Annotated in this window: 9 protein-coding genes; 2 read left to right on the top strand and 7 right to left on the bottom strand. The window is 69.3% G+C overall.

Features of this window, described 5'->3' with window-relative positions; translation table 11 throughout:
• The first annotated feature begins 153 nt into the window (after positions 1 to 153).
• Positions 154 to 765 (top strand): GNAT family N-acetyltransferase, encoded by a 612-nt coding sequence (locus ACFVIM_RS26680; protein WP_384306168.1) that lies wholly within the window; start codon positions 154 to 156, stop codon positions 763 to 765.
• Positions 766 to 851: 86 nt separating this feature from the next.
• Here ACFVIM_RS26680 and trxA read toward each other — a convergent pair whose 3' ends face one another.
• The 7 genes from trxA to ACFVIM_RS26645 form a co-directional block, all read right to left on the bottom strand.
• Entirely contained in the window at positions 852 to 1181 is a 330-nt protein-coding gene (trxA, locus tag ACFVIM_RS26675) for a thioredoxin (protein WP_384306165.1), read from the bottom strand.
• Between the two features lie 51 nt (positions 1182 to 1232).
• Positions 1233 to 2207 carry a thioredoxin-disulfide reductase gene (trxB, locus tag ACFVIM_RS26670; RefSeq protein WP_384306163.1) on the bottom strand — a complete coding sequence of 325 codons (975 nt, stop codon included), beginning with the start codon at positions 2205 to 2207 and terminating at the stop codon, positions 1233 to 1235.
• Positions 2208 to 2332: 125 nt separating this feature from the next.
• Complete coding sequence (locus ACFVIM_RS26665; protein WP_384306161.1) at positions 2333 to 3223, bottom strand: anti-sigma factor family protein; 891 nt, start codon at positions 3221 to 3223, stop codon at positions 2333 to 2335.
• A complete protein-coding gene (sigM, locus tag ACFVIM_RS26660; protein ID WP_384306158.1) occupies positions 3220 to 3930 on the bottom strand; it encodes an RNA polymerase sigma factor SigM in 711 nt (236 codons plus the stop codon). The genes ACFVIM_RS26665 and sigM overlap by 4 nt, the downstream gene beginning before the upstream one ends.
• Before the next feature lie 24 nt (positions 3931 to 3954).
• Complete coding sequence (locus ACFVIM_RS26655) at positions 3955 to 5661, bottom strand: protein kinase family protein (RefSeq protein ID WP_384306156.1); 1707 nt, start codon at positions 5659 to 5661, stop codon at positions 3955 to 3957.
• Between the two features lie 117 nt (positions 5662 to 5778).
• Positions 5779 to 8100, bottom strand: coding sequence for a murein biosynthesis integral membrane protein MurJ (murJ, locus tag ACFVIM_RS26650; protein WP_384306153.1), 2322 nt, complete (start codon positions 8098 to 8100; stop codon positions 5779 to 5781).
• A gap of 45 nt (positions 8101 to 8145) precedes the next feature.
• Positions 8146 to 10578 (bottom strand): DUF6049 family protein, encoded by a 2433-nt coding sequence (locus ACFVIM_RS26645; protein WP_384306151.1) that lies wholly within the window; start codon positions 10576 to 10578, stop codon positions 8146 to 8148.
• Between the two features lie 181 nt (positions 10579 to 10759).
• On the opposite strand from ACFVIM_RS26645, the gene ACFVIM_RS26640 reads away from it, so the two are divergent.
• Entirely contained in the window at positions 10760 to 12202 is a 1443-nt protein-coding gene (locus ACFVIM_RS26640; protein WP_384306149.1) for a CCA tRNA nucleotidyltransferase, read from the top strand.
• Positions 12203 to 12227: the final 25 nt, after the last annotated feature.

The following is a 12227-nucleotide window of genomic DNA, read 5'->3' as shown; positions in this document are numbered from 1 at the left end:
CCGGTATCCCTACCGGTGCGGCCCGCCCTCTGTTCTGGGCAGTCCCCGCTGGGGAGCGGGCTCGCTACGATGCGATACGGGGTGTCCCCACGCTGACCGAGGGAGCACACCCCGGAACGGAAGCCCCCGGCGAGAAGGCGAGGATCGGCTTTCATGGGGCGTCGGCTGATACCGCTCACGCTGGACAATCTCTCCGATCTTCCAGAACGCTGCCGACGGTGTGTCTTCTGGGAGCTTGACCCCGTCCGTGGGGAGGCGGCGATCCACGCGGGCAGTGCGGAGCTGGAGAAGGAGGCCTGGATATCCGCCGTCCTCCTGGAGTGGGGGTCCTGCGGCCGGGTGGTCTATGTCGATGAGGCACCGGTCGGGTTTGTGCTCTACGCGCCTCCCGCGTATGTGCCCCGCGCCTCTGCCTTCCCTACCAGCCCTGTCTCGGCCGACGCCGTCCAGTTGATGACGGCGTGGATCGACCCGGCCCACCAGGGCCAGGGGTTGGGCAGAGTGATGGTGCAGACCATGGCGAAGGACGTACTGCGCCGGGGCTTTCGGGCGATCGAGGCGTTCGGCAGCGTCCGCCGCACCGAGCCCGTCTGTGTTCTTCCCGCCGGTCATCTGCTGGCCGTGGGCTTCAAGACCGTCCGCCCACATCCGCACTATCCCCGGCTACGGCTGGAGCTGAGAACCACGTTCTCCTGGAAGGAGGATGTCGAGTTGGCGCTGGATCGATTGCTCGGGCGCAAGGAGCCCATCCTTCGGCCGCTCTGACCGTGGGGGGCAGGCGGAGACGGCCGAGGGGCTCACTCCTGTGGTGGAGTGAGCCCCTCGATGTTTCACGTGAAACATCGCCGCTCTTAGGCGAGGAAGTTCTCCAGGTCGCGCTCGATGGCGGCCTTGGGCTTGGCACCGACGATGGTCTTGGCGACCTCGCCGTTCTGGTACACGTTCAGCGTCGGGATCGACATGACGCCGTACTTGGCGGCGGTGGCGGGGTTCTCGTCGATGTTGAGCTTCACGATCTCGATCTTCTCGCCGTGCTCGGCCGCGATGGCCTCCAGCGACGGGGCGATCTGACGGCACGGACCGCACCAGGCGGCCCAGAAGTCCACCAGAACGGGCTTGTCGCTCTTGAGGACGACCTCATCGAAATCGGCATCGGTAACGTTCTTCAGCGCGCCGGCCACGGCGGCCTCCTTCACTGCTTGTGGGGGATGAAAGGGAAACGACGACGGAGGTCAGGCCGCGACGACCTTCTCCGGCTCGGGCGTCTCGGCGGCGTCGGCGAGAGCGGCGAGGTAACGCTCGGCGTCCAGGGCGGAGGAGCAGCCGGTCCCGGCCGCGGTGATCGCCTGGCGGTAGGTGTGGTCGACCACGTCGCCCGCCGCGAAGACTCCGGGGAGGTTGGTACGGGTGGAGGGAGCTGCCACCTTGAGATAGCCCTCGTCATCGAGGTCGAGCTGTCCCTTGAAGAGCTCGGTCCTGGGGTCATGGCCCACGGCGATGAACAGGCCGGTGACCGCGAGCTCGGAGGTCTCACCCGACTTGGTGTTCCGCAGGGTCAGCCCTGTGAGCTTCTGGTCTCCGTGGATCTCGGCGACCTCGCTGTCCCAGGCGAAGGAGATCTTCGGGTCGGCGAAGGCGCGCTCCTGCATCGCCTTCGAGGCGCGCAGGCTGTCCCGGCGGTGGACGATGGTGACGGACTTGGCGAACCGGGAGAGGAAGGTGGCCTCCTCCATCGCCGTGTCACCGCCCCCGATCACCGCGATGTCCTGGTCCTTGAAGAAGAAGCCATCGCAGGTGGCGCACCAGGAGACACCACGACCGGAGAGGGCGTCCTCGCGAGGAAGGCCCAGCTTCCGGTGCTGCGAACCGGTCGCGACGATCACAGCCTTCGCCCGGTGGACCGTTCCGACGGTGTCGGTGACGGTCTTGATGTCACCGCTGAGGTCGACGGAGACGATGTCATCCGCCACGAGCTCGGCGCCGAAGCGCTCCGCCTGCGCGCGCATGTTGTCCATAAGGTCCGGGCCCATGATGCCGTCGCGGAACCCGGGGAAGTTCTCCACATCGGTCGTGTTCATCAGCGCGCCACCAGCTGTGACGGCTCCCTCGAACACCAGCGGCTGCAACGAAGCGCGCGCTGTGTAGAGCGCCGCCGTGTAGCCGGCCGGCCCGGAGCCGATGATGATCACGTTACGAACGTCGCTCACGGGTTTCTTCCTCGTCTCTGCTGACTAGGCTGTTGCCTGCGGGGCCGGGGTAATGCCTCTCACCCCACCCAACGGATACTAAGGGGCGCGCATTCCCGGGAGCGCGGCGCAGCGCAGGGAGGCGGTCAGCGGAGTTCGTAGGTCTCGGTCAACCGAAGCTCACCAGACGGTTCGCCCGAGCTCTCACAGTCCGCCGCGACCACATAGGCGGTCACTCTCTGAGGCGTTGAGGCATCGGGGAACACGAGGAGGTAGGCCGCCTCACTCTCGTACCGGCCCTTTTCAAAGCCCAGCGGCGTGCCTGATCGTCCCGTGGCCTGCTGCACACAGGAAGGCGGGGCATCGGAGTGCCGCAGCAGCCGGGGAGTGCCACCGTCATCCGGGGCGGACGAGCGCTGACCGCCCCCACCGCCCAGCGCCCTGGTGTGGCCGCCCGTGAGTGAGCGAACCTGGCCCTCCAGGGCACCCTTGCGGAATTCCGGGCCGCTCTGCCGGGTCGGGGCCTCTGTGGCGCTCGGTGGCGCGGACTCCGATGAGAGGAGTGTCTGGACCAGGGGGACACTCGCCCCCAGGACCACCACCGTGAGCAGAGACCCAAGGATCAGCGCTCGCCGCCGCCCCCGACCAGCGCGGGCAGAGTCCTTCCGGCCGGGTCCGCTGGTCCCTCGGGCCTGTCCCCGGGGGCGGTCGATGCCCGCGGGCTTCCCGGGATGAGGAGGCGATGTTTCACGTGAAACATCGCTCCCCCGCTGCGGAAGCGAGGGACCGTTCTCCCTTTCGGCGGTGAGGGCCGCGTCCAGCCGGTCGGCGATATCGGTGGGCATGGGCCCGGCATCGGCAACAGTGCCCAAGAGCTCGCGTACCTGCTCCAGGGAGTCATAGACCTCGGTGCACAGAGCGCAGTCGTCCAGATGCTCCCGGAGGGCAGAGCTGTCCTCGGTGGAGAGCAGGCCCTCCAAGAGATCGGAGATCTCGGAGACGTCCGGATGCTGAGTCATATCCGCCGTGGATGTCATGCGCGCCCACCTCCGCCCTTCACTGCGGCAGGGTCGGTCGGCCCTGCGTCTGGCTCTGCGGACGGTGGTGGGACGGAATCCCGTCGCGTCCGGTTCCTCTGTGCGCCGCTGTTCTCCCTTCCCGTGGTGGGAGGGGACTCCCGGAGATGGGAGAGCAAGGGCAGCAACCGGGCCCGCCCCCGGGCGCAGCGGCTCTTGACGGTACCGGTGGGCACATTGAGGACCTCGGCCGCCTCCGCGACCGGGTACCCCTGCATATCGACCAGCACCAGCGCGGCCCGCTGGTCCACGGGGAGTTTGGCGAGCGCCGCCAGAAGCTGACGGTGGACATCCTGACGCTCGGCGGGGGCCGCAGCCGACTCATGAGGTTCGAGAAGCTGTTCCAGCCGCTCGGTGTCATCGACGGGCGCCGTTTTACGGGAGGCCGCCTTACGGGCCCGGTCCAGGCAGGCGTTCACCGTGATGCGATGGAGCCAGGTAGTGACGGCGGACTGGCCACGGAAGGTGTGGGCGGCGCGGAAGGCCGACATGAGGGCGTCCTGAACGGCGTCCGCGGCCTCTTCCCGGTCCCCCAGGGTGCGCAGGGCGACGGCCCAGAGCCGGTCCCGGTGCCGCCGTACGAGTTCACCGAAGGCGTCCGGGTCCCCGGCGACATGGTGCGCCAGTAGATCCTGGTCGCTGGTGACGCCGAGTATCGCGTCGTCCAACGGTGCGCCCCCTCCCCTGTCCGCTCAGCCGGTGACCTTGATCTCCGAGATCCCCGTCTGGAATCTGCCGCCCGAGATCGGCGGAAGCTTGGTCAGCCAGACCAGAACGTACCGTGCCCGGACCGGGACGTTGGGCTTGAGGGCCACATTGGTACCCGTGGCCGAGGCAACGGTCCTGAAGCCCTTCTGGGTCTCCGGCACCGCCTCCGCGTTCTCCGGGGCGACGCGCAGTTCCACCCCCGTACGTCCGCTGAAGGAGACGGCGACGGAGGAAACCTGCTGGACCGAGCCAAGGTCGACCACCGCACCGATGCCGTCCTTGAGGTTGCCGAACTTGGCACTCCCGTACCAGTTGGGCGTCCAGAAGGTGCTGGGGTCGCCATCGTGGGCGTTCCCTATGGTTCTCGGTGACTCCTCGTAGTCGCCCTTGGGCGGCGGGTCGAAGTCGAGCACATCGGCGATGGCGACCGGCAGATGAGTGGCGCTCGGCGGAGTGTTCTCGGTGTTCTTCTTGTCGGTCTGTGACTGTTCGCCCGACCGGTCCCTGCCGCCCCCGACCAGCTTCTCGGTGATCTGCCAGCTGCCCAGGCCGACCGCCGCGATCAGCAGGGCGGACACCCCCCACTTGAGGACCCTGCCGGTGGGGCTTTCGAGCGGCGCCGGCGGGGGTGGCAGCACCGAGGGCGGGGACAGAGTGCCGGGCCGCGCGCCGGGATGACCGTAGACGCCCTGCTGATAAGCGGTCTGCTGGTACTCGGGCGGGGCGGTGAAGGCGGGCTCCGGCGGGCGGATACGCGGCATCGCCGCGATGGCCTTCGCCAGCTCGTCCGGGGTGGTGCAGGGGGGCTCCTGGCGGGAGGCGGTGGCGCCCTCGTTGACCAGTGCCCGCATCGCCAGCTCCGAGAGGCCCCGGTGGACCCCGGCGCGGACCTGGTCGGGCGGGAGGAGCCCGACGCCCTTGGGCAGCCCCGAGAGGCCGTACGCGTCGTTCTCGTACGGCCAGCGATGGGTCAGAGCGGCGTAGAGCAGGGCGCCGATCGCCTCGGTGTCCGCCCGCTGGGGCCGGTCGGTGGTGATCCCCCGCAGCGCGGCGTTCACCGCCAGCCCACGGATGCGGTACTGGCCGGTGGAGGTCCGCAGCACGGCGCCGGGTGTGAGCCTCAGATGGGACAGGCCCTCACGGTGGGCGGCGGCCATGGCCAGCGTGAGCTGGTCCACCAGCTGGAACGCCTCATAGGGCTCCATCGGGCCCAGGGAGAGCAGGGTGGTCAGCTCGGTCGCGTCGGGCAGCCACTCATGGACGACATAGACGAGGTCGTTCTCCTCGACGGCGTCGAGGACCAGGACGAAACGAGGGTCTCCGAGGAGGGCGGCGGAGCGGGCGGCGGCGAGGACGGACCGGGCCCGGGGATGGTCGGCGGGCAGGATATGCACCCCGACGGCCCGGCGGAGCTTCTCGTCGACCGCTCGCCAGCTGCTGAAACCGTCCAGTCGGGTGACGCACTCCTCCAGCCGGTAGCGTCTGGCGAGCTTATGGCCGCTGTGCAGCTCTGGTGTGGCGATGGCGGGCTCGCTGGCCTTGCGCTCACCGCCTGTGTCCGGCGTGGCCTTCTCCGCCGGGTCCTGTGAGGGAGCCGCACCGTCGGTCGTGGCCTTCTCCGCCTGCGCGGTCAGCGGCTTGTCTCCGCTGTTGTCGGCCACGTCGACGGCGGCCGTGCTACGTTCCGCCACCGTCGTTCCTGCCTCCCCATCCGTCGCGGATATCCAACAGCCATGCCAATTGTGCCCACAGTCCGTCGCTCTGCACGACACGCGACGGCCGGGGATGGTTGTGCGGGCGGGCGCCCGCTACCGGCCGAGGCGCCCGCGAACCATCCCGACCATGGAGTTCAGCTCCTCGATCCGCATGCGCTTGGCCGCGAGGAAGAAGACGGCGAGCAGTGCGATCCCCCCACCGACGAGCGCGGTCAGGGAGCCCATGGCGCCGCTGCCGAGAAGCGAGGTGATGCCGTACGCGATCCCGCCGCCGACGATCGCGGCGGGCAGTGAGGCCATGGAGAGCCGGGCGTAGGTGCGCAGCACGTGCGGGCCGTCCATGTCGCCGCCGAGCCGCTGGTTCAGCCTGCGCCAGGCGACGCCGACACCGACCAGATAGGCGAGACCGTACGAGGCGGCCATCCCGACCACGGCCCAGCGTGCCGGGAGCACCAGGAAGCTGATGGTGGAGGCGGCGGCGTTCACCAGGGCCACGATGACGGTGTTGTAGAAGGGCGTCCGGGTGTCCTCGTACGCGTAGAAGCCCCGCAGCACCACGTACTGGACCGAGTACGGGATGAGACCGAGGCCGAACGCCATCAGGATCAGACCGATACCCCGGGCGCCTTCGGCGCCGGATCCCGCGTACAGCAGCGTGGCCATCGGGATACCGAGGGCGAGGAAGGCGAAGGCACAGGGGACGATCGCGACGGCTGAGGTGCGCAGTCCGTAGGAGATGTCGTCACGGACGGCGGCGGCGTCGCCGTCATGGGCGGAGCGGGAGATCCGGGGCAGGACGGCGGTCATCACCGAGACCGTGATGATGGCCTGCGGCATCTGCCAGAGCAGCAGCGCGTAGTTGTAGGCGGTGATACCGACGCCGGTGACGTCCTGCTCCTCGGCCTGGGCACCGGCCCAGGTGGCGAGCTGAGTGACGACGATCATCCCGAGCTGGTTGGCGAGGACGAAGAAGAAGGTCCACTTGGCGAGTCCGAGGGCCTTGCCCAGGCCCTGGCCCTTCCAGTCGAAGCGGAGCCTCGGACGGAAGCCCGCCTCGCGCAGATACGGGATCATCGCCAGCGCCTGGACGGTGAGTCCGAGCAGGGTGCCCAGGCCCAGCAGCCGCACACCCTCGGGGGTGATCGTGGCGTTGCTCACGCCGGACTCGGTGAAGCTGCCGAAGGCCCAGATGAAGGCGCCGAAGGTCGCGATGATCACGATGTTGTTGAGGACCGGGGTCCACATCATCGCGCCGAAGCGCCCGCGCGCGTTGAGGATCTGGCCGAGCACGACGTGCACGCCCATGAAGAACATGGTCGGCAGGCAGTACATCGCGAAGGCGACCGCCACCTCCATCTTCTGCGGATCGGAGGCGATCTCCTGCGACATCATCCGGATCAGCAGCGGAGCGGCGAGCACACAGACCGTGGTGACACCCGCGAGCACCACCACGACCAGGGTCAGCAGACGGTTGGCGTAGGCCTCCCCGCCGTCCTCGTCGTCTTTCATCGCCCGGACGAGCTGGGGGATGAAGACGGCGTTGAGGGCGCCACCGCCGACCAGGACGTAGATCATCGTCGGCAGGACGTTGGCGACCTGGTAGGTGTCGTTGAGCGTGCCGACGCCGATGGCCGCGGCCATCACCAGGGTGCGCAGGAAACCGGTGAGCCGGGAGACGATCGTGCCCGCCGCCATGATGGCGCTGGACTTCAGCAGGCTGGAGGCGCGCCCTCCGGCGTTCTTCCGCGGCGCCGGCGGGGGAGCGGGGGCGGGTTCGGGCGTCGGAGCGGGTACCGTCCGGGCGCCGGAGCCCTGCTGGTCCCGGAAGAGGTGGGCGAAGGCGTCGGGCTGTCGTTCCTCGTCGTCGGCGGCGTGGGTGACCAGATCGTCGACCCCGGTGTACTGGGTGGTCTGGGCATCGTCACCGTACGGAAGGTGGCGGGAGGGGCCCGACGGCTCCGGCGGCGGGGTCTGGGCCCACACCCGGGGGTCGGGCGCGTGCGGCGGCGCGGGCGGCCGCTGGTAGAGCGCCTGCGGGTCCTGGTAGGTGCCCGGAGGGGGCGGCGGGTGCGCGGCGCGGTCGTAGAGCGCCTCGGTCACCGGGTCCTGGGCGGAGAGGTCCTGGGCCCGGTACGGATCCTGCGCGTAGGCACCCTGCACATAGGGGTCCTGGGCGTAGGGATCGGGGCCGGGCTGGGGTGCGTGCGGGTGCTGCGGCTGGGCCTGTGGGTACGGGGTGTGCGGCGGCGGGGCCTGTGGGTACGGGGTGTGCGGCGGCGGGGCCTGTGGGTGCCGGCCGTAGCCGCCCTGGGCGTACGGGTCAGATGCCGCCGGGTCATGGGGGTGCGGCGGGACCTGGTCCGCCGGGTCCACACCCGCGCCCTGACCGCGGTCACCGTCGTACGGCGCGTTCATTGCTACCCCACCTCATCGTCCCGGGCCGGCCGGCCACGACATCGCTCAACGGTCCACTTTCTCACCCGTGCCCGACGGGTTGCCGCTTTCCGGTCCGGTGTCCGGCCCCGGGTCACTCGGGTGCCCGGGAACGGAACCGTTGACGCCTCCGTCCGGGGCGGCCGGGGCGCTGGGCTCCCCGGGGGCGCCGTCCGCGACGGCGGGGGTGTCGGCGGACTCACCGGCGGGGGTGTCGGTCGAAGCGGTGGGCTCCACCTGTTCCGTCTGTTCCGTGGGCTCTTTGGCCGCGGCGCGCTTGCGCTGGGTGTACATCCGCACACCCGCGAGGACCAGCAGCAGCACACCCCCGGCGATCACCAGCATCACGGTGGGGGTGATTTCGGAGACCTTCACCGTGAACTGCATCTTCTCGCCGTAGGCCTTGCCGTCCTCGGTGTAGAGCTGAGCCGTCATCCGTACCTGGCCGTTGGCGTTGGCGAGGGCGTTGAACTTCACCGACTGGCTGTGGCCACCCTGGACGGTGATCGGACGCTCGGCGACGCCCTTGTCGTCCAGGCTCAGCCGGGCCTGGTTGTCGGAGCTCAGCCGCAGGACGAGGTTGTCGACCTCCTGCACCAGCCGGTTCGAGACGGTGACCGGGATGGTCGCGCTCCGGCCCGAGAGGGTCACCTGCGACTTGTCGATGAGCTGGACCTCCTCGGTGAGCTTCTGGAGGTTCCCCCGGACATCGGCGCGGTAGGCGTGGGCGGCGGTCGGGTTGCCCCGCCAGGAGGTGGACATCTCCCGGTCGATGGCGCGGCCGAAGGGCGTCTCGACCCGGTCGGGAGCGGTGAGGATGACCTTGAACTTGTCCAGGGCGCTCTGAGTGGTCCGGATGTCCTGGAAGGCCCGGACCGACAGTTCCTGCTTGCGCAGCTGGGCGGGGTAGCGCGAGGAGGCCGGGACCTGCCGATTGCTGTCGGGGTCGGGCTTGGCGCCCGCGGCGGCGATCAGGTCCACCGGCTCCGCCCAGCGCTGTTCGGTCAAGGCGGTCATGGCGCGGGCCATGGACTGCGCCTGGGAGACCGAGGGCATCCGCTGGGGGGCCACCACGACGCTGCGCTGGTTCTCGGGCGCCTGGAGGGTCACCGCCAGCGACTGGGCGAGGAACTCCTGAACGGCGAGGGTCGAGCGCTCACTGTCCAGCATGTCGCCCTGGAACGCCTTGGAGAGACGGGCGTCGGCGACCACGGCCGTGGTGCCACCGCCGATGGGGCGGGCGGCCGTGGCGGTGTAGTCCAGGCTGTCCCGGAGGCTGTCGCTGCGCGTGATGACCTTGTCGGCCCCGGCCGAGGTGGCGACATGGACGATGGAGGAGTCGATAGCGCCGTCCACGGGCCAGGCGAAGTCGGTGGACGGCTTCTGGTGCAGGACCGTCTCCACGGTCACCGACGCGACCTGGGTGGCCTGCTGGAGATGGAGCAGGGAACCCGAGACCTTGCGGCCCCGGTGGGCCAGCGAGGCGAGATCGGGGTCGGCGAAGGGCAGGGCCACCACCTTGTCCCCCTCGACCGCCTGCTGGACGGAGGCGATCCACTGCTTGGCCACGGCCTGGTGACGGCCCGCGACGGTGCCCGAACCGCTCTTGACCCGGTAGTTTCCGGTCATCGCGTCGACGGTGGCCAGTAGATCAGGGTCGATGACCCAGGTCACCGGGAGGTCCTTGCCGAGCGCGACCATCTGGCCGAGCCGCCCCTCCGGGGCCAGCTCCTGGGCCAGGGACTCGTCCTCGAAGACCGGGGTCTGCTGTTCGTCCGAGCCCGTCTCCGATGTCAGATGGGTGGTGGAGATCAGCGGCCAGACATAGGTGAGCTGGGTCTTCTTCTCCCGCTCATCGGGCTGCCAGGGCAGGAAGGTCCGCTCGATGCCCAGGACCTGGCGGAACGGCTCGTCCGGCGTCTGTCCCGCCACGGCCACACCGAGCTGGTAGACACCGTCGTCCCCGAGGTCCAGCTCGTCCACCGGGACCGAGAGGGAGAAGTCCTGGCTGATGCCGGAGACCAGCTTGGGCAGCTTCACATCGAAGGAGTCATCGACGGGGGTGCCGTCGGCGCCCTCGTGGAAGCCGGTCCGCTCGGAGGCCCGGTCGATGGAGCTCCTGCCGCTGAGCGCGGGGCCCACCCTCAGCTCCAGCTCCGCGTCGGTGACCGACTGCTTGCCCTTGTTGAGTACGGTCCCGGTGATGGTGAGGGTGTCGCCCTTGCCAGGTGCGGCGGGGGCGAACGTGTCGAGAGACACATCGATGGTCCGTGAGCCCGAGGCGGCGGCCGGGGGCGCGGCCTGCGGCGCTGACGGGGGCGCGGCCTGGGCGGGCGCGGCGGCGGGGCCGCCCAGTAGTCCGGTGGTCAGCGGCGCGAGGGCGAGCAGAACGGCTGTTCGGCGTAGCCACCGGCGGGCAGGAGAAAGTGCTGTCCCCTGGAAATCTGCCGCCTCGGCCACGCGCACGTCCGTCCCTCGTCGTCTGTTGCGGTTGGTCGCTGTCGCTCACTGCGTCCACGCATGGTAACGAGGTGCGCTGTGTTCCCGTGTCGCGGTCTGCCCAACAAGATCGTGAACGGCTGGGGCACCCCATCGGTGACAAGGACGCCAGTGCGGCCGGGGGCACGTACCCTCTTCTGTTGTGCCGAACGCCAATGAAGACACCTCGACCGCACTCAGCCAGGTGCAACGCCGCGCGGTGGCGGAGCTACTGCGCGTAGCGCCGGTAGCCGACGATCTTGCCACTCGTTTCCAGGGCGCCGGGTTCCGTCTGGCCCTGGTCGGCGGCTCGGTCCGGGACGCGCTGCTCGGCAGGCTCGGCAACGATCTCGACTTCACTACGGACGCCCGGCCCGAGGACGTACTGAAGATCGTCCGCCCTTGGGCGGATGCGGTATGGGATGTCGGGATCGCGTTCGGCACGGTGGGGGCCCAGAAGAGCGGCTACCAGATCGAGATCACCACCTATCGGTCCGAGGCCTACGACCGCACCTCCCGTAAGCCGGAGGTCTCCTACGGCGACTCGATCGAGGAGGATCTCGTCCGCCGTGACTTCACGGTGAACGCGATGGCCGTCGCCCTGCCGGAGAAGGAGTTCATCGACCCCCACCAGGGGTTGGAGGACCTCGCTTCCCGTGTGCTGCGGACGCCCGGCACACCCGAGGAGTCGTTCTCGGACGACCCCCTGCGCATGATGAGGGCCGCGCGCTTCGCCGCTCAGCTGGACTTCGATGTCGCCCCCGAGGTGGTCGCGGCGATGAAGGACATGGCCGACCGGGTGGGGATCGTCTCCGCCGAGCGGGTCCGTGACGAGCTGAACAAGCTGCTGCTCTCCGCCGGGCCGCGCAAGGGCCTGGCGCTGTTGGTCGAATCGGGGCTGGCCCAGCGCGTTCTGCCCGAGCTGCCCGCGCTGAAGCTGGAGAACGACGAGCACCACCGGCACAAGGATGTCTATGAGCACTCCCTGACCGTCCTGGAGCAGGCCATCGACCTGGAGGAGGACGGGCCCGACCTGGTGCTGCGTCTGGCCGCACTCCTCCATGACATCGGCAAGCCCAGAACCCGCCGCTTCGAGAGCGATGGCCGGGTTTCCTTCCACCACCACGAGGTGGTGGGCGCGAAGATGACGAAGAAGCGGATGACCGCGCTCAAGTACTCCAACGAGCTGGTCAAGGATGTCTCCCGGCTGGTGGAGCTCCATCTGCGCTTCCATGGCTATGGGACCGGTGACTGGACCGACTCGGCGGTACGACGGTATGTACGTGACGCCGGTCCGCTGCTGACCCGGCTCCATAAGCTGACCCGCTCCGACTGCACCACCCGCAACAAGCGCAAGGCGGGTGCCCTCTCCCGGGCCTATGACGGTCTGGAGGAGAGGATCGCCCAGCTCCAGGAGCGGGAGGAGCTGGACGCGATCAGGCCCGACCTCGATGGCAATCAGATCCAGGAGATCCTCGGGATCGCACCGGGTCCGCTGGTCGGTAAGGCTTACGCCTTCCTTCTGGAGCTGCGGCTGGAGAACGGTCCGATGGAGCATGACGAGGCCGTCGCCGCCCTCAGGAAGTGGTGGGAGACGCAGGAGTAATCCCCCAGGGGAGAAGGTCGGGGCC

It is taken from the genome of Streptomyces sp. NPDC057638 (assembly GCF_042800315.1).
Lineage (GTDB): Bacteria > Actinomycetota > Actinomycetes > Streptomycetales > Streptomycetaceae > Streptomyces.
The sequence above is the reverse complement of the archived record's forward strand: the minus strand, read 5'-3'. Positions and strand labels throughout refer to the sequence as shown.

What these genes read in the sequence shown, in the direction of transcription:
- ACFVIM_RS26680 (WP_384306168.1), top strand. Translation starts at nt 154, where the DNA reads ATGGGGCGTCGGCTGATACCGCTCACGCTGGACAATCTCTCCGATCTT.
- ACFVIM_RS26665 (WP_384306161.1), bottom strand. Translation starts at nt 3,223, where the DNA reads ATGACATCCACGGCGGATATGACTCAGCATCCGGACGTCTCCGAGATC.
- murJ (WP_384306153.1), bottom strand. Translation starts at nt 8,100, where the DNA reads ATGAACGCGCCGTACGACGGTGACCGCGGTCAGGGCGCGGGTGTGGAC.